Consider the following 16,790-nt stretch of genomic DNA (forward strand, 5'->3'; position numbering starts at 1 on the left):
ACATGGGAGATTCATCATGAAAGCATCCATCCGCCCCTATGCGTTCAGCGCCTTGGGCATCGCCGGAGCCCTTGTCATCTGGCAGGTCCTGGCGACGGCCAACGTGGCAGGAAACGCGCTCCCACTGGCCACAACAGTGTTCACCACCCTCGCGACCATTCTGGGTACAGGCACTTTCTGGTCCGCCCTTGGCGCCACCATTGGCATCGCATTGCTCGCGTTGGCTTTGGCGGCCTTGGCGGGAGTAGTCCTCGGATTGCTGATAGGCAGCTTCGAATCCGTCCGGTACGCCACCTTGGCCGTGTTGGAATTCCTGAAACCAGTCCCGCCGATCGTTATCCTCCCCCTAGCGGTGCTGGTGCTTGGTCCTACTGCTGAGATGGCGCTTTTCCTGGTGGTGTTCGGGTGCTTGCTCCCCATCATCATGCAAACCGTTGACGGCGTGCAGGGCACCGACCCCGTGGCACGCGATACTGCCCGCTCCTACGGCATGGGCGAAGGAGAAATTCTGGCACGGGTGGTTTTGCCCAGTGCCATGCCCTACATCGGTACGGCTATGCGGGTGGCAGCTCCTGCCGCCTTGGTGGTCACGGTGGTGGCAGGCCTCCTCGGCGGTGGCCCGGGCCTGGGCCAAAGCATTTACCAGGCACAAGCGGCAGGTGACTACGCCAGTCTTTACGGATTGGTAATTGTCCTCGGTGTTCTGGGTCTGTTGTTCCAAGGTGCTACCCGGTTGGCCGAGCGCCGGGTTCTGCACTGGCATGAGTCCTACCGGGAAGTGGTGCCCTGATGAGAAACGTCGCAATACGAAACTGGGTGATCGGCGCAGGAACTCCGGTGCTGCTGCTTGCGGCATGGTGGTTCCTATCCGCCAACTCCGCCGATCCTTTCTTTCCTCCGCTGGAAACCATCCTCATCCGTTTTCAGGAACTGTGGCTGTTCGACCACTTCCAGTCCGATGTCCTTCTCAGCTTGGGAAACCTGTTCCTGGGCTTCGCCATCGCAGCGGTGGCCGGCATCGGGGTCGGGTTCGTCACGGCGCTGGTCCCTCCGGCCCGGTGGATGATCGATCCGTTGATCCACTTCCTGCGCGGTATACCTCCCGTGGCCTTGGTGCCGATCTTCATCTCCCTCATCGGCTTCGGTACGCAAATGCGCGTAACCAGCATTGCCCTGGCTGCGTTGTTCCCCACCATGATCGCCACAGTGGACGGCATCCGGAGTGTCAGCAACGATCTCATGGACGTCGCAAGGGTTTACCGGCTCAGCCGAAAGGAACGGGTGCTCAATGTCCTCCTGCCAGCGGCGATGCCCCAGATCTTCTCCGGTCTGCAGGTGAGCCTTCAAGTGGCCTTCATCGTGATGATTGCCAGCGAAATGCTCGGCAGTTCGCAGGGCATCGGAGCCATGACCTTGCTGGCACAACAGAGCTTCATGACCGCTGACATGTGGGCCGGCATCCTGCTCCTGGGTGTCATCGGATTCCTGGTCAACATCCTGTTCAGCCTTCTCAAGCGCAAGGTTTTGTCCTGGTACATCGGATCCCGTCGCATGGCGCGTGCAGCATGAGCGCCCGGCAGGTCCCGGTTCTTCCCACCCGAAACAGAAAGTCCACCATGGCACAGCAACCAGAAACCCGCATCAGTGCGACCACACCGCGGCTGGACGTGGCGCACCTCGCCAAGACCTACGGCAGCGGCGACAAATCACGCACAGTCATCGAAGACCTCACCTTCACCGTGGATGCCGGCGAGGTTGTCTGCATCGTCGGCCCATCAGGGGTTGGAAAGACGACACTCCTGAAATGCCTGGCCGGGCTTCATCCGGCAAGCAGCGGACGTGCAGCAATTGACGGGCGAACCATCAGCGGTCCGCCACCGGAGATGGCGCTGGTGTTCCAGGACTACAACCGCTCGCTCATGCCATGGCTCACCGTGCGGAAGAACCTGGTCCTCCCCTTGCGGCACCTCAAGTTGCCCCCAGCGGAACTGAAGGAGCGCTGCGATAGTGCGCTGGCCGCCGTCGGACTTTCCCATGCCGACAACCAATATCCGTGGCAGTTGTCCGGCGGCATGCAGCAACGCGTGGCGATCGCCCGGGCGCTGGCATACCGGCCCGAGATCCTCATCATGGACGAGCCGTTCGCTTCAGTAGACGCACAGACCAGGTTTGACCTGGAGGACCTGTGCTTGAAGATCCGGAATGACTTCAACATGACTATTTTGGTGGTCACCCACGACATCGACGAGGCTGTCTACCTTGCGGACCGCGTAGTGGTCCTCGGGTCCCGGCCCGCCCGCGTCCTCAAGGTGGTGGACGTGGAATTGCCGGCACCACGCGATCAAATCACTACTCGCTCCTTGCCGGAGTTCGCCCGGCAGCGAACCGAAGTGCTGTCGCTCATCAAGAGGCCCGCATGACGGGGCAGCGACGGACAGCCGCCAACCGCCGGCCCAATGTCCTGTTCATCATCGCGGACCAGCTCCGGGCCGACCACCTGGGTTTCGCCGGCAACGCCACTGTCAAGACGCCAAACCTGGACGCGCTCGCAGCCAAGAGCGTTGTTTTCGAGAATGCGACGGTGGCCAACCCCACGTGCATGCCTAACCGGGCCAGCCTGATGACCGGCAGGTGGCCCTCCGCGCACGGGACCCGCTGCAACGGCATCACCCTTGACCCGCTGACCCGGACAGTTCCCGGATCCCTTGGGGCGGGTGGTTACCGGACGGTGGGTGTGGGAAAGCTGCACCATCAAAACATGGGCTGGGAGTTCGAGCCGCACCAGGCCGAGGAGATCCGGGCAACAGATCCCCTGTTGCTGGACGCCGTGATCAGCGACGCCCGCCGTCAGGGTCTTTCCCCGGGGTGGGATCAATGGGAGAACCGCGACGCCCACGATGCCCGTTTCATTCCACTCCCGGCAGACTACTACGGCTACCAGCATGTGGACCTCGTGATTGGCCACGGGGACCGGCCCGGAGGACACTACGTGCACTGGGCCCGGGAACGCGGCGTTGACCCCGAAACGCTGGGAGGTCCGGGAAATTCGTCCAGCACGTACGGGGGGTGGGATCAGGTGTATCAGACGGCCATCCCGGCTGATGTGCACCCCACCAGCTATGTGAGCGAGAAGGCGATCGAGCACTTGAAGGATGCTGCCGGCCAGGACCAGCCGTTCTTCATGTTCGTGTCCTTCCCTGACCCGCATCACCCGTTCTCGCCACCGGCAGGCTATTCAGACCTTTACAACCCAAAGGATCTGCCGCTCCCGCTGGGCTTCGAGCAGGACCATTCCGGCTCGCCGGAGCATGTCAGGAACATGATGGAGCACCGCGGTGAGCCGAATATGGACCCAACCATGACATGGGCGGCTACGGAGGAACAGTACAGGTTCGCGGCGGCCGCCCAGTACGGCCTGATCACCATGATGGACGAGCACATTGGTCGGATACTGGACGAACTGGACCGCCAAGGACTGGCCGACGACACCATTGTGGTGTTCACCAGCGATCATGGCGATCTCTTTGGGGACCACGGCCTCATGCTCAAGCATTTTGTCCACTACCGCGCCGTGACCAATGTTCCGTTGGTGGTGCACCTTCCGGGCACCCCACCCCGGCGCGCTAAAGCCTTGGTTTCCAGTGCGGACCTGGCCCCGACCCTTCTTGAGCTCGCCGGCTCCAAGGGGTATAGGGGAATTCAGGGACGCTCCCTTGTGCCGCTCCTTCAGGGGGACACCGAGCATCATCGAGACTCGCTCCTGGTGGAGGAAGAGCAACCATTTGGCTTGGATGGACTGCCAGGACCTGTCCGTATGCGTACGGTCATCACCTTTGAGGGCAGGCTGACCCGCTACTTCGGCACCGGGATCACGGAACTGTACGATCATGGCGAAGACCCCGGGGAGCTGGTCAACCGTGCGGGAGATCCTGCTTACGCCGGATTGGAAGACAGGCTGTTGCGGACCATGCTCGAAGAGATGGCAGCCCTTGCGGATCAGGGCACGGCTCCGACGGCGGCGGCGTAGCCATCAGCTCGATGACGGCCGCTGGGTTTGTTGGTCCAGCGCGCCGTCAGTGGCTGTTGCGGTAGCCGGTGGGGGAGTTTCCAAAAGCCGCGCGGAAAATACGGCTGAAATGGGCGGCATCGGTGAACCCCCACCGCGCCGCGATGGCCGTCACAGGTCGATCTGCCAGCACAGGATCCCTGAGGTCCCGCCGGCACCGTTCGAGTCGGCGTTGACGAATGGAGGAGGCCACCGTGGTCCCGATTTCCTGAAAGAGGTCGTGCAGATGCCGCGTGGAGATGTAGTGTGCAGCGGCTATTGTTCCGGGGGAGAGTTCGGGATCGCCGAGGTTGGCCTCAATGTAGTCGTGGATGCGGCCCAGCAGTAATAGATGTGGATCCCGGCCTGTCTCGATCAATTGATCGAGTTCACCGTTGAAAAGTGTGGTGACCAGGTCCAACGCGTTGTGGACCAACCGCAGCCCATTGGTGCCGGAAAGGGCCTCGAGGTTGTCGGCCAGTTTCACCAGGAAGGGGCTGATGAGTTCGCCCAGGCCCTCATCGCCCGGAATCCGCAAAGCGGTCACATGTCCCATGGCTTCGGCCGGCAAGTCCAACAAGACATGCGGGAACATGAGCACCAAAGTACGGAAGTCGTCGTCGAACGTTAGTTGATACGGGCGGGAGGTGTCGTAGATGGAAAGATCACCGGGGCGGAGCACCGCCTCGCGTTCGTCCTGAATGAGGCGGCCCGATCCTGCGAGCTGGATGCTGAGCTTGAAGAAGCGGCCCGTGGACTTGGCAATCAGCTCCGGTGTGCGCAGGACGGTGTGGGGCCCGGCCGTAATTTCCACCACAGAGATCTGCCCCAGTACTCGCGCGCGCATGATGCCGTGGAAGGTGGCACCTTGGAAGGATGAACTGCCTGGGCCCGTAGCCAACAGGGGTACGAAAGAGCTGGAGATCGCCTTGCTCCACTCTTGGAACGACTCCGCCACGATGGTGTCCACGGTTGCGGGGCCCGTATCAGCCGCGACGGTCATCAAACTCCTTTTCCATGGCCCCCGGCGCCGCTGCCACAAGGGCGGGAATGCCAAAGGCGCGGACGTGAGCTTGCCCACGATTCTACACCGGGGCCTGCCAACGTCCGTGCTTGCGTGCAGCGACAAACACCCTGCCGTGTGAGACAAGTCACGCCGCGGCCCTGCGGTGGAAGATTGCGGAATGACAGACACCGTGCCGCGCAATTTCCCGCGGCACCGAGGCAGGAGCACACTATGAGCGTGGACAACCCCGTCAAGGGCAGGGCGGCCGGAGCCGTAGGCACCAAGAGGCGGCTGGGCGTACCGGCAGTAACCTTCATGATTATCGCGGCCTCGGCGCCGCTGACCGTGCTGGCGGGCGGTGTCACCACCACTTTTGCGGTCACCGGTGTCACCGGCGTGCCGCTGTCATTTCTGATCCTGGGTGCAATTTTGGCGCTGTTCGCTGTGGGCTACGCGGCCATGAGCCGTTACGTCACCAACGCAGGAGCGTTCTACGCATACATCGCACAAGGCATCTCACGGCCGGCAGGCGTGGGCGCGTCGCTGATTGCCCTCATGGCCTACAACCTGATGCAAGTGGGCATTTACGGGCTGTTTGGCTTCACCGTCTCCTCGCTGCTGTCCGCACGGCTTGGTGTGAGCGTTCCTTGGTGGATTCCCGTGCTGGTGTGCATCGCAATCGTCGGGTGGCTGGGCGTGAACAGGGTGGACCTGTCCGCCAAGGTGCTCGGCATCCTGGTGGCCCTCGAGTTCCTGGTGGTCATCGTGTATGACGTCATCAGCCTCGCCGTAGCTCCGGAGGGCATCAGCGCAGCAACCTTCAGCCCCGAAAGCCTGTTCGTTCCCGGCATCGGAGCCGTTCTCTCGTTCGGCATCGCCGCCTTTATGGGCTTCGAATCGGCCGCTATTTATGGTGAGGAATCCAAGGACCCCAAGCGCACGGTAGCCCGGGCCACCTTCGCTGCCGTTGGGATCATTGCAGTCTTCTATGCAGTCTCTGCCTGGGCCATGACCGTGGGGGCGGGGCCGTCCGCTGTGATTGAGGCGGCCACCACCAGCGGCCCCGACATGATTTTTGCCTTCCTGGGCACCCACGGCGGTGTGCTGCTCAGCGACATCGCCCAGATCCTCTTTGTGACCAGCCTTTTCGCCGCTCTGGTCAGCTTCCACAACGCAGTAGCCCGCTACTTCTTCTCTCTCGGCCGCGAGCGCGTCCTGCCGTCAACGCTGGCCAAAGTCCGGGTGGGCAGCGGGGCACCCTTCGCCGGTTCGTTGGCGCAGACGGTGATTGCCGTCGTCGTGACCTTGGCCTTCGCCGTTGCGGGATCCGGTTCCGAGCTCGGCGAACTGTACCCCGTGCTGACCATGTTCACTTGGCTGACCAACAGCGGGGCCATGGGCCTGGTGTTGCTGATGACTGTGGTATCGGTGGCGGTGATCGGGTTCTTCCGCCGGGAGCAGCATGGGGCAAGCCTGTGGGTCAGGGTGATCGCTCCGGGCCTGGGCTTTGTGCTTTTGGCCATCGTCTTTGTGCTCATCATGGCCAACTTCAACGTTTTGCTGGGACAGACCGAATCGACGGCTGTCACCTTTGTCTTGCCGATGCTGGTCCTGTTGCCCGGAGTGGTTGGTGTCATCTGGGGTTTGCGTCTGCGGCGCTCGCAGCCGGCACTGTACGCCCGGATCGGCCATGGGGCTGAAAGCTGATACCCAGCCACTAGCAAAGGAAGCCCCGGCGAGCGTAACGCTCACCGGGGCTTTCTTGTTGTCTTCCCCTAGGGCTACATCCCCTTGGCCGGATCAAGTTCCGGGCTGTGCCGGCTGATGCTGATCAGGCGGCCGTGGGCTCCGAAGGTGAAGTGCACGGGTTCCGTGCCTGCCTCGTCCCAGCCGAAGAGGCTGCCGTGGGACCTGATGGCGTGGGGATCCCGGTGGTCGGCGATGGTGACTGAGCCGCACGGTATGACTTTTTCGCGCCAGGTGAACACGAAGATTCCGGGCCGGACCTGAAAAACGGTGTTCGAGTCCGTGTCCGCCAGTCCGCGCTCCGGACCGGCGAGGCACTGCCATGTGTACCAGGTGGGGCTGAGGTAGATGTGCTCATATGCGTGCGATTCGCTGTAGACCCATTCAACGCGGCGGCCAATAAGTGCGTGACTTTCTGAAATTTCCGCCCCCGTGCTGTGGTGACCATCGAGCGTGCCGGGGCGGAAATCGTGGTGGACGGCGACGCTGGAGGCTGATGCCCTGCCGAGCGCCGCGCCAATGTAGAGGGCCCTGCCGTGCAGCAGGTCCAGGACCAGGGAAACTGCGATTTCGGGATCCGTCTGACTCTGCCACTGGGCGTAGTACAGTCCCTCGGCTACCAAGAAGGCCTCATAGGGGGCGGTTCCTGAATGACCGGCGGCAGCCCATTGAACTTCTTCGTCGTCGAAGCTGAACGTCATGGGTCCTCCGTCGTTGCGGACGGAGAACTGTTTTCCTGCCAGGTCTTGCACGGTGGGGGCCTTGTTGGCGTCGAAGCCGGGGGCCAGGCCATCCAGTGGCAGCCAGTTGGAGGTATCAAGGAGATTCAGGCTCATGGGTTCCTTCTCGTGCTCGAAAGAAGGCCGGACGGTGTGTCCGGTCCTTCTTCGAGTATTCGCTTTGCCACGGCTGCCGTCTTGTGCTGTGGGGCACGTCACTTGACCTGCGAAGAAGGGCTCAGGCCAGCTGGCTCTCGATCCGGGCTGCGCTGGCGGCCAGCGCCTTGCCCACGGCGTCGGCGTCCTGGTCCAGGCGGATATAGACGACGGCGATCGCTGCCGGCCGTCCGCCGGGAACCCGGATGGGGGCAGCGATGGAGGAGAGCCCGGCGATCACTTCGTCATGGCTGGTTGCGTAGCCCAGGCGGCGGGCCTCGTGGGCTTCGGCCCGATAGGGGTTCCCGGCTCCTACCTGCTGCCAGCGTTCTTCCGTCATGGTTGATTGGATGGCTATCCCCGGGGCGCCGGTGGCGATGGGGTGGCGGTTCCCGGGGTGTTGGGCGAGGGCGGCCCCGGAGTGCCGTGGTTCAACGGTCACCAGGTTGACGCATTCCTGGTGGTCCCACACTGCGACGAAAGCGGTCATGTGCAGCGTGTTCGCCAGTTGCGTGAGCTCGGGCAGTGCGGCCGTTTGCAGGTTTCGTGACACTCCGCGGGCAAGGACCGACAGTCCGGGGCCTGGTTGAACGCGTCCGGAGTCGTCGCGCACCAGCAACGAGTGATCCTCCAGCGTCCGCAGGATTCGATAGGCCACGGACCGGTGGACGCCCAGGGCCTCGGTGAGTTCGGCAATGCTGAGGGGGCGTTCGGCTGCGGCGAGAATCTCCAACGCGCGGATACCGCGTGAGAGCGTTTGCGACGGCGGAACCTGCGTTGCTGCTTCCGGTGGACCCTTGACGTCGCTGCGGGGATTCATGCGAACCATTCTATGGTGGCCCAAAGCCCAGGGGTCTGTGCTTTGGGTCACAGGATGTAGTATTCTTTCCTAACTGACCGTTCTGTCGGTTAATGCAAGTCAAGCGCCGACCAGTCACTCTCACCCCATGGAGTTCCAATGACCGCAACTTCCACTGTCGACTCTCCGTCAGGACCCAGCAGCAAGCGCGAGGAGCGCAGGGTACTGGCCGGGACGTTGGTGGGCACCACCATTGAGTGGTACGACTTCTTCATTTTCGCCCAGCTCACCGCCACCCTGTTGGCGCCGTTGTTCCTTTCTCCCTTGGAGAAGTCCAACCCGGGAGTGGCCCAGCTCCTGTCGTTCGCCACGATCGGCATCAGTTTCCTGTTCCGTCCTCTCGGGGCCTTTGTCGCCGGACACCTCGGCGACAGGATGGGCCGCAAGGCCGTGCTTGTCATGACACTGGTCATGATGGGTGCTGCCACTGCGCTGATCGGCTTGCTGCCCACCTACGCAACCATCGGCGTATGGGCGCCTATCCTGCTCATCACGCTGCGCGTGGTCCAGGGGTTCTCGGCCGGTGGCGAGTGGGGCGGTGCTGCACTCATGGCTGTGGAGCATGCGCCGCTTAAGAAGCGCGGACTTTTCGGCGCCTACCCGCAGATCGGTGTTCCGATCGGCATGATCCTGGCCACCGGTCTGTTGTTCCTGCTGCAGTCGGGGATGTCCAAGGAAGACTTCGCGTCTTGGGGATGGCGCGTGCCGTTCCTGCTGTCCGTGGTCCTCATCGTGGTGGGATACCTGATTCGACGCGCCGTTGGTGAGAGCCCTGTCTTCAAGGAGATCGCCCAGCGCAAGGCCGAAAGCAAGGCACCCCTGGGTGAACTGTTCCGCAAGAACAAGAAGGAAGTTGTTCTTGCTGCCTTGATCTTCATCGCCAATAACGCGGCCGGTTACCTGCTGATCGCCTTCTTCATCTCCTACGCCACACGTACGTTGAAGATGCCTACGCCGCAGGTCTTGCTGGCCACCACCATTGCGTCCTTCGGCTGGCTCATCTTCACCATGGTGGGCGGTTGGTTGTCAGACAAGATTGGTCGCGTCAAGACGTTCCTGATCGGTTACGGCTTGGTCTTCGCGTGGATGATTCCCATGTTCGTGCTGATCGATTCCAAGGACATCCTGCTCTATGGAACCGCACTGTTTGTCCTCACTATCGGATTGGGTCTGTCCTACGGCCCTATGTCCGCCATGTACGCCGAGATGTTCCCTGCCCAAGTCCGATACTCGGGAATTTCCATCGGATATGCGCTGGGTGCAATCCTGGGCGGCGCTTTCGCTCCGCTCATTGCCCAAGCTCTCCTGGATACCACCAAGTGGTCCGGATCAGTGGGCATCTACATCATGGTTCTGTGCGTCATCTCCGCAATTGGCGTGATCTTGGCCAAGGAAACCCGTGGCCGTCCGCTGGGATATAGCGTCCACCACTAGAAGCTGCAAAAAAGCATAAAAGACGGGTGCGGTCCCAGGGGACCGCGCCCGTCTTTACGTTTAGATCACGACGGCGGCTACTTACGGCCGCTGGCCCCGGCGCCTTCAAGCTGGCCTACGACGTCGGCGTCGGACAACTGCTCGAAGCGGTCGTAGAACGCGCCAACTGCATGGAACTTGCCGGGCGTGTGCAATGCCATCACAAAGTCGCAGACCCGGGCCAGCGACGTCGAGGCCTCAAGGGAGGCAACCGGCACTGCGGCGATGACGGTGCTGGCACCGCCGGACCGGACGGCTTCCACGGCTGCCCGCATGGTGGCTCCTGTAGCGAGTCCGTCGTCAGCCAGCACCACTGTCTTTCCGCGGAGATCGTGGCCGATACCCGGGTAGCGGTTGGCGCGGCGGATCAACTCGGCCCGTTCATGGGCTTCCACGGCGTCCAAGGCTGACTGGGAAATTCCGTGGGCCAGGACGAGCTCCTTCAAGGGCCTGTTAACGATCCGAAGGACATCGCCCTGCGACCACGCCAGGGCCCCGAAAGCGGTCTCGTCACGCCCCGGAATACCCAGTTTGCGGACCAGCACGGCGCCAAACGGCAGGTACAGTTCCGCGGCCGCGGCTGCGGCTACCGGGACTCCGCCACGGGCCAGGCCCAGGACGATGGTGTCCGGCCGCTCCCTCAGTTGGGGGAGTCCTTCAGCCAGGCGTCGACCGGCTTCCGCACGGTCCTTGAAACGCATGCCCATCTGCTCCACTTCCACGTAATTCGTTGCACTCCCAGCCTACAGTCCACACCTTGCCCGGTGGCGCCCCCACTGAAAGCATGGCCTTGTGAACAAGCCCATCGGATATTGGATCAAGAGGTTGGACGCCGCATTGGAAATCCAGCTGGACGCCACCCTGGCCCGGATCAAACTCACCCGGCGCCAATGGCACACCTTGGGCACGCTGTCGGAGGGTGCCATGCGGCCTGATCGACTGGAGGACATCCTGCAGCCGCTGTGGGGCGGCGATGCCCGGCTACGCGAACGCGAACTTGCGGCCTTGGTGGGGCGGGGAATGATCACCATGATCGACGACAGGCTGGCGCTGAGCGAACGTGGAAGGGAAAAATACCACGAGGCCCAACGCTTGGTGGAAGACGCGCGTCAGGACCTGTCCATGGGCATAGGCATCGACGAGTACGCGATGGCCCTGAGTGTGTTGGAGCGCATGAGCCTGAACGCCGAGCGGCTGGCCCGCTGACGTCAGTCAGGAGTACCAGCCGCCCGCAAAGCTATTTCCGTTCTATACGCCGGGCTCCTACACGCCGAGGAACCCGACGGCAGCTTCCTTGAACGCCCGGCTTGTTATGACATTGGTATGGGTGCGTCCCGGGATCACCAAGGTCTCCACCATGCCGCCACGTTTGCCGGCAATGGAGGCCAGCTCCGGCATGGTGGCTGCCCGTTCGTCTTTCTCCCCGGCCACGAGCAACAGTGGCATGTGAGGGGCGGCCTCCGCAGGATCGAAAGGTTCGCCCTTGATGGCCTCGATGAGCGACAACATGGCAAACAGGTTGTTGCTTGGAAGCATTTGCGCCATCTTCAGCAGGCCTGCCGTGGACCCGTCCTCAATGGGTGTGCCGTCGGCCAGATGCCGCTGCGCGGCCACGAGGTCGAAAGCTGCCAACGGGTCCGCCGAGCTCGGCCCGCCCAGAACGATGCGGTGAACGAGGTCCGGCTGGGTGGCGCCGAACTCCCACGCCAGCCTGGAACCGAGCGAGTAGCCAATGACGTCGAGTCCCGTGGACGGGTCGCCGTCGCGCAGGGGCCGCGCCCCGGCGTCGTTGACTATCTGGAGAAGGTCAGCACGAATGCGGCTGGGCGTGTACGAATCCAAATCCTCAGGGGAGTGGCTCCGGCCATGACCAGGCAGGTCCACGGTGATGACCCGGCGGCCTGCGTCCTGAAGGGTGGTGATCCAGCCGCTGTCCACCCAGTTCAGTTTCGTGGAGGAAGAGAAGCCGTGGATAAGCAGGACGGGGCGCAGGCCGGCGTCGGTGGCCGGCTCGTGGACTTCCACGAACAGCCCGGGATCCGTGCCCTCTACCGTGTGCCTGTGCTGTTCCATGGTGTGCCTGCCGGTCATCATGTCAGTCCTCATCGAGTACGGCGCTCAGGCGGACCCGGCGCTTGGGTGCTTCGTCCTTCGGAACAGTGCCCACGATCCCGGCGGTGTCATCCGGGACCTCGAACACGATCAGCGGCTCGCCAACGTTGATTGTGTCACCGGGCGCACCGTGAATACGCACCACTTTACCCGCCTGCGGGCTGGGCAATTCGAGGGCCGACTTAGTGGTCTCCAGCTCCACGATCGCTTGGTTGCGTTCCACCTGCTGACCGGGCTCCACGAGCCAGTCCAGCACGGTTGCCTCAATGAGGCCCTCACCGAGGTCGGGGAGCGGGAAGGAAATTTCAGCCACGGCGGTACTCCAGTACGCGTTGGATCCCAAAGAGGATGCGGTCGATGTTGGGAATGTATTCGTCCTCCAGGTCTCCGGACGGATAGGGCACGTCGAAGCCGGTCACACGTTCCACCGGCGCCTTGAGCGTCGCGAAACAGCTCTGCGTGATGAGTTGGGCGACTTCGGCCCCCAAACCTGAGGTCAGCGGCGCTTCATGGACGACGACGGCGCGGCGCGTCTTGCCAACAGACCTCGCCAAAGCTTCGGCATCGATCGGTTTCAGCCAGCGCAGGTCCAGGACCTCGATGTCGATCCCGTCCTCGGCAGCCAACTCGGCAACCTGCAGGCAGCGGGAGACCATGGCGCCCCACGCCACGAGAGTAAGGTGGCGGCCTTCCCTGGCCACGCGGGCGCCGCTGAGACCGGCAGCGTCGTCCGTGCCGCCGTCGTGTGTTGCCGGACCCGGAACTGCGGAGGCGACGTCCACCGGTCCCTTCTGCCAATAGCGGGACTTGGGCTCCATGAAGATGACCGGGTCCGGGCGGGTCGCGGCGTACTTGAGCAGGTGGTAGGCGTCGTGCGGGGTGGACGGTGAGACCACTTTGAGTCCCGGTACGTGGGCGAAGAGCGCCTCCAGGGACTCGCCATGGTGTTCGGGTGCGCGGATGCCGCCGAAGCTGGGCACACGCAGCGTGATGGGCATGGGCAGGGCGCCTCGGCTGCGGTAGTTCATCCGGGCGATCTGGCAAACGATCTGGTTGATGGCCGGGTAGGCGAAGCCATCGAACTGGACCTCGGGGATGGGATGGAAGCCTGCCATGGCCAGGCCCACGGACATTCCGAGGATGCCGGACTCTGCCAGCGGGGTGTCGAAGACGCGGTCCTCGCCGTGCTTCGCCTGGAGACCGTCGGTGATGCGAAAGACGCCGCCCAGCCGGCCGCAGTCCTCGCCGAAGATGACCGTCTTGGGGTTCTCGGCCAGGATCGTCGAGGGCACGGTTGAGTGCTTGCTGCATGGACAGTTGCTGAACGGACCCGGCATCGGTGGCCGTGCTGCTCTCAGTACTGCGCGGAACGGTGATGGTCTCAGACATGTTCGGACTCCTCGCGCCACGCGGTGGCTTGGGATTGAAGTGCGGGCGTTGGTTCCTGGAAAACCAGGCCGAACATTTCGGCGCCGGGGCGGGGGCCCAGGTCTTCGATGCCGGTACGGATGGCTTCCTCTTCTTCTTCGGCCTTCCGCTGCGCTTCGGTGAAGAAGGCCTCGTCTGCAATCCCTTCGGCGAGCAGTCGCTGCTTGAAACGCTCCAGTGGATCCTCTCCGGCGTCCAGCCGTTCTTCATCCAGCGTGCGGTAGCGGCCGGGATCGTCGGCGGTGGAGTGTGGCCCGCGGCGGTAGGTCATGGCTTCGATCACCACGGGTCCGTTGCCGGCGCGGCAGTGCGCGAAAGCGGAACGAGTGGCTTCGAAAACAGCTACGACGTCATTGCCGTCCACCTGCAGGGCCGGGATTCCGTACCCGGCAGCGCGCGCCGCGACGGAGCCGCCGGCAACTTGGCGTTCCGTGGGGACCGAGATGGCCCACCCGTTGTTCTGGATGAAGAAGACGACGGGGGCTTTCATGACTGCGGCGAAGTTCATGGCTTCGTGGACGTCGCCCTGCGAGGAGGCGCCGTCACCGAAGTACGTCATGGCAACGCCCGTTTCACCCGCGGCGTGGCCGGAGAGGGTTTGGCCGTGGGCCCAGCCGACAGCGTGCAGGACAGACCCCGCAACCACGGCCTGAATAGGTGCGAACCTGGATTCCAAAGGGTTGTACATGCCACCGTGCCACGTGGCCTTGTGGGTGGACATGTACCCCACCATGTCCAGGCCCATTGCCCGGGCAACGCCCATCTCACGGTAGGTGGGGAAGACGAAGTCACGGGTCCGGTCAACGGCGTAGCCGCTGCCCACTTGTGCGGCCTCCTGGCCGAGCTCCGGCGCATAGCCCGGGATGATGCCTTGGCGCTGCCAGGCGACAGCAGAGGTGTCCAGGTGCCGGACGGCTGCCATCAGGGTGTACAGCTCACGGAGTTGATGGTGGGTGAGCGGGGCCGAGTCATCATCGACGGCGGCCAGCACAGGATGTGTAGTCATGGCTGTGACCCTAGTCACCCAATGAAGCTGTGCGCAATCAGCTCAGTTCAAATGAAACACTTTGTACAATTTGGGCACACAAAGAAGCCCTGCACGGTACAAACTGTGCAGGGCTTCTTGATGGCAATGAGCAGCTGGTTACTCGACGGATGTGGAGTGTTTGGCAGCCTTGGCCTTGGCGTTGAGGAAGCAGCCGGCGGCGATGACCAGGATCAGGATGAAGGTTCCGATCAGCTGCCCGGCACTTTCCGGGTTGGCGAAGCCCACCACCAGGATGAGGCCCAGCAGGACGAGGCCCACGATGGTGAGGAAGGGGAATCCCTTCATGCGCAGCGGCAGCTCTGTGCCGTCCCGGTCAGCCCTGCGGCGCAGGATGAACTGCGAGACCAGTGCGGTGCCCCACACTACAAGGCACGTGGATCCGACAAGGTTCAGCAGGGCCGGCAGGATCTTCTCCGGGAACAGCAACTCGAGGACCGTGGCGATGAAGCCGAAGGCAACCGAAATTCCGACGGCGGCAACGGGAACCTTTGAGCCGCTGAGGCGGGACAGGAAGCCGGGAGCTTCCCCGCGCTCTGAGAGGGAGAAAATCATGCGGGAGGCGCCGTAGAGGTTGGCGTTGAGGGCGGACAACAGGGCGACGACGGCTACCAAGGTGATGGCCGCTCCGGCGCCGGGGATTCCTGCAAGGTCCAGCACTCCTGCGAACGGGGACTTCAGTCCTTCCGATCCCACGGGAAGGACGGCCGCGATGACGAATACTGAGCCGATGTAGAAGACCAGGATGCGCCAGACCACCGTGCGGATGGCCTTGCCTACGCTGTGGGCAGGGTTCTCGGTTTCGGCAGCAGCAACGCTGACGATCTCGGTTCCACCGAACGCGAAGATCACCACGAACAAGGCGGCGGCGATGCCACCGATGCCGTTGGGGGCAAAGTCGCCGAACGCTGAGAATCCGGGGGAGGGGACGTTCGGCAGCCAACCGAACAACAGGGCTGCGCCGATCAGCAGGAAGATGACGATTGCGGCCACCTTGAGGATGGCGAACCAGAACTCGAACTCACCGAAGTTGCGGACGCCCACCAGGTTGATTCCCGTGAAGACCACCATGAAGACCAGCGCAAGGACCCATACGGGGATGACGGGCCAGATGGAGAACAGTAGCCCGGCTGCGCCGATGGCTTCGGCGGCAATGACCACTACCAGCTGGAGCCACCACAGCCAGCCGATGGTTCCGCCGGCGGTTTTGCCCATGGCTTTCTCTGCGTACACGGAGAACGCGCCGCTGTTCGGGTTGGCGGCGGCCATCTCGCCGAGGGCCCACATGACCAGGATGATCAGGGTGCCGGCGACGAGGTAGGAAATGAGGACTGCCGGACCGGCCGCCTGAACGCCTGCCCCCGAGCCGAGGAAGAGGCCCGCGCCGATCGCGCTGCCGAGCCCCATCATGGTGAGCTGGCGCGGCTTGAGCGAATGGCCGAGGCCGGATGTTGGCGCAGGAGCCGCGATGGACTTCGTTGTCATACGTGTCTACCTTCTATGGATTACATGCTGGTTTGGCGTGCTGGCCTCATGGGTTTGGCACGCGGGCGTCGACGACGCAGCAAGAGCCGTGGAATAATTCTCGCAGTTTGTAAGATACATCACTTTTTGCTGTAGCGATGTGATGGGTATGGATCCCCGGGGACAGGAACTTTGATGCTGGTCGATGCGCTTGATGCAAAAATTGTACGTTTCTTCACGGATTCACCGCGATCTTCGGTGCTGGAGGCCTCCCGCGTGCTCAGGGTTGCCAGGGCCACGGTGCAGTCCCGGATCGATCGCATGATCGAGAACGGGGTCATCGGTTCATGGGTTCCGCAGCCCGATCCGGCCAATTTCGGATTCCCGGTGGTGGCCTTCTGTTCGGTCACCATCACCCAGGAGATCGGCCATGACGCGATCATTGAAAGCCTGAGTGCCATCCCGGAGATTATTGAGGTCCACACAGTCACGGGAAACTCGGACCTTATGGTGAGGATCGCGGCGCGGTCCAACCCGGATATGCAGCGCGTCCTTGATGCCATGATTGCCACCAAGTCCGTGGTCCGCTGCTCGTCGGTCATCGTCCTGAACAGCCACATCCAGGGCCGCACGCTGCCGCTGATGGAAGCGGCTGCGAAGCCAGTGTGACGCAAAGCATTTTGCTACGCGCACATCGAGTCGTACCATTAGTTCTAGTCAACATGACTTTAACTAAT

Annotated in this window: 16 protein-coding genes and 1 pseudogene; 8 read left to right on the forward strand and 9 right to left on the reverse strand. The window is 62.9% G+C overall.

Annotated elements, in window-relative coordinates; translation table 11 throughout:
- Positions 1-16 precede the first annotated feature (16 nt).
- From AC1RJY_RS06655 to AC1RJY_RS06670, 4 genes are read left to right on the forward strand one after another with little or no spacing between them, the layout of a single operon-like run.
- Positions 17-790 (forward strand): ABC transporter permease, encoded by a 774-nt coding sequence (locus AC1RJY_RS06655; RefSeq protein WP_011775215.1) that lies wholly within the window; start codon positions 17-19, stop codon positions 788-790.
- On the forward strand, positions 790-1,569 hold the full coding sequence (locus AC1RJY_RS06660; protein ID WP_011775214.1) for an ABC transporter permease: 780 nt from the start codon (positions 790-792) through the stop codon (positions 1,567-1,569). The genes AC1RJY_RS06655 and AC1RJY_RS06660 overlap by 1 nt, the downstream gene beginning before the upstream one ends.
- A complete protein-coding gene (locus AC1RJY_RS06665) occupies positions 1,566-2,420 on the forward strand; it encodes an ABC transporter ATP-binding protein (RefSeq protein WP_011775213.1) in 855 nt (284 codons plus the stop codon). The genes AC1RJY_RS06660 and AC1RJY_RS06665 overlap by 4 nt, the downstream gene beginning before the upstream one ends.
- Positions 2,417-4,027 carry a sulfatase-like hydrolase/transferase gene (locus tag AC1RJY_RS06670; protein ID WP_011775212.1) on the forward strand — a complete coding sequence of 537 codons (1,611 nt, stop codon included), beginning with the start codon at positions 2,417-2,419 and terminating at the stop codon, positions 4,025-4,027. The genes AC1RJY_RS06665 and AC1RJY_RS06670 overlap by 4 nt, the downstream gene beginning before the upstream one ends.
- A 46-nt stretch (positions 4,028-4,073) precedes the next feature.
- On the opposite strand, the gene AC1RJY_RS06675 is transcribed toward AC1RJY_RS06670, so the two are convergent.
- On the reverse strand, positions 4,074-5,048 hold the full coding sequence (locus AC1RJY_RS06675; RefSeq protein ID WP_014922139.1) for an AraC-like ligand-binding domain-containing protein: 975 nt from the start codon (positions 5,046-5,048) through the stop codon (positions 4,074-4,076).
- Between the two features lie 234 nt (positions 5,049-5,282).
- Here AC1RJY_RS06675 and AC1RJY_RS06680 point away from each other — a divergent pair, with 234 nt between their 5' ends.
- Complete coding sequence (locus AC1RJY_RS06680; protein ID WP_498601898.1) at positions 5,283-6,758, forward strand: APC family permease; 1,476 nt, start codon at positions 5,283-5,285, stop codon at positions 6,756-6,758.
- A gap of 74 nt (positions 6,759-6,832) precedes the next feature.
- On the opposite strand, the gene AC1RJY_RS06685 is transcribed toward AC1RJY_RS06680, so the two are convergent.
- A complete protein-coding gene (locus AC1RJY_RS06685; RefSeq protein WP_210063675.1) occupies positions 6,833-7,735 on the reverse strand; it encodes a MoaF C-terminal domain-containing protein in 903 nt (300 codons plus the stop codon).
- A 19-nt stretch (positions 7,736-7,754) separates the two neighbouring features.
- A complete protein-coding gene (locus AC1RJY_RS06690; protein WP_014922136.1) occupies positions 7,755-8,501 on the reverse strand; it encodes an IclR family transcriptional regulator in 747 nt (248 codons plus the stop codon).
- A 129-nt stretch (positions 8,502-8,630) separates the two neighbouring features.
- On the opposite strand from AC1RJY_RS06690, the gene AC1RJY_RS06695 reads away from it, so the two are divergent.
- Positions 8,631-9,965, forward strand: a complete 1,335-nt coding sequence (locus AC1RJY_RS06695) for an MFS transporter (protein ID WP_011775207.1) — start codon at positions 8,631-8,633, stop codon at positions 9,963-9,965.
- A 77-nt stretch (positions 9,966-10,042) separates the two neighbouring features.
- Here the strand turns inward: AC1RJY_RS06695 and AC1RJY_RS06700 are convergent, their stop codons facing one another.
- Positions 10,043-10,711 carry a phosphoribosyltransferase gene (locus tag AC1RJY_RS06700; RefSeq protein WP_238324649.1) on the reverse strand — a complete coding sequence of 223 codons (669 nt, stop codon included), beginning with the start codon at positions 10,709-10,711 and terminating at the stop codon, positions 10,043-10,045.
- A gap of 85 nt (positions 10,712-10,796) precedes the next feature.
- Here AC1RJY_RS06700 and AC1RJY_RS06705 point away from each other — a divergent pair, with 85 nt between their 5' ends.
- On the forward strand, positions 10,797-11,210 hold the full coding sequence (locus AC1RJY_RS06705) for a winged helix DNA-binding protein (RefSeq protein WP_011775205.1): 414 nt from the start codon (positions 10,797-10,799) through the stop codon (positions 11,208-11,210).
- 57 nt (positions 11,211-11,267) lie between these two features.
- Here the strand turns inward: AC1RJY_RS06705 and AC1RJY_RS06710 are convergent, their stop codons facing one another.
- The 5 genes and pseudogenes from AC1RJY_RS06710 to AC1RJY_RS06730 all read right to left on the reverse strand — a co-directional run bounded on the left by AC1RJY_RS06710 (position 11,268) and on the right by AC1RJY_RS06730 (position 16,074).
- Positions 11,268-12,098 (reverse strand): alpha/beta fold hydrolase, encoded by an 831-nt coding sequence (locus AC1RJY_RS06710; protein ID WP_083773641.1) that lies wholly within the window; start codon positions 12,096-12,098, stop codon positions 11,268-11,270.
- 1 nt (position 12,099) lies between these two features.
- On the reverse strand, positions 12,100-12,429 hold the full coding sequence (locus AC1RJY_RS06715) for a biotin/lipoyl-containing protein (protein ID WP_014922133.1): 330 nt from the start codon (positions 12,427-12,429) through the stop codon (positions 12,100-12,102).
- Positions 12,422-13,505: pseudogene (locus AC1RJY_RS06720) on the reverse strand (alpha-ketoacid dehydrogenase subunit beta). Before AC1RJY_RS06720 ends, AC1RJY_RS06715 begins: the two are co-directional and overlap by 8 nt.
- Complete coding sequence (locus tag AC1RJY_RS06725) at positions 13,498-14,550, reverse strand: thiamine pyrophosphate-dependent enzyme (RefSeq protein WP_043806163.1); 1,053 nt, start codon at positions 14,548-14,550, stop codon at positions 13,498-13,500. Before AC1RJY_RS06725 ends, AC1RJY_RS06720 begins: the two are co-directional and overlap by 8 nt.
- Before the next feature lie 138 nt (positions 14,551-14,688).
- Entirely contained in the window at positions 14,689-16,074 is a 1,386-nt protein-coding gene (locus AC1RJY_RS06730; RefSeq protein WP_011775200.1) for an amino acid permease, read from the reverse strand.
- Positions 16,075-16,248: 174 nt separating this feature from the next.
- Between AC1RJY_RS06730 and AC1RJY_RS06735 the strand changes: the two genes are divergently transcribed.
- The gene (locus AC1RJY_RS06735) at positions 16,249-16,722 is read left to right on the forward strand and encodes an Lrp/AsnC family transcriptional regulator (protein WP_014922130.1); all 474 of its coding nucleotides are present in this window, start codon (positions 16,249-16,251) and stop codon (positions 16,720-16,722) included.
- Positions 16,723-16,790 lie beyond the last annotated feature (68 nt).

It is taken from the genome of Arthrobacter sp. GW822-FHT05G07 (genome assembly GCF_058799755.1).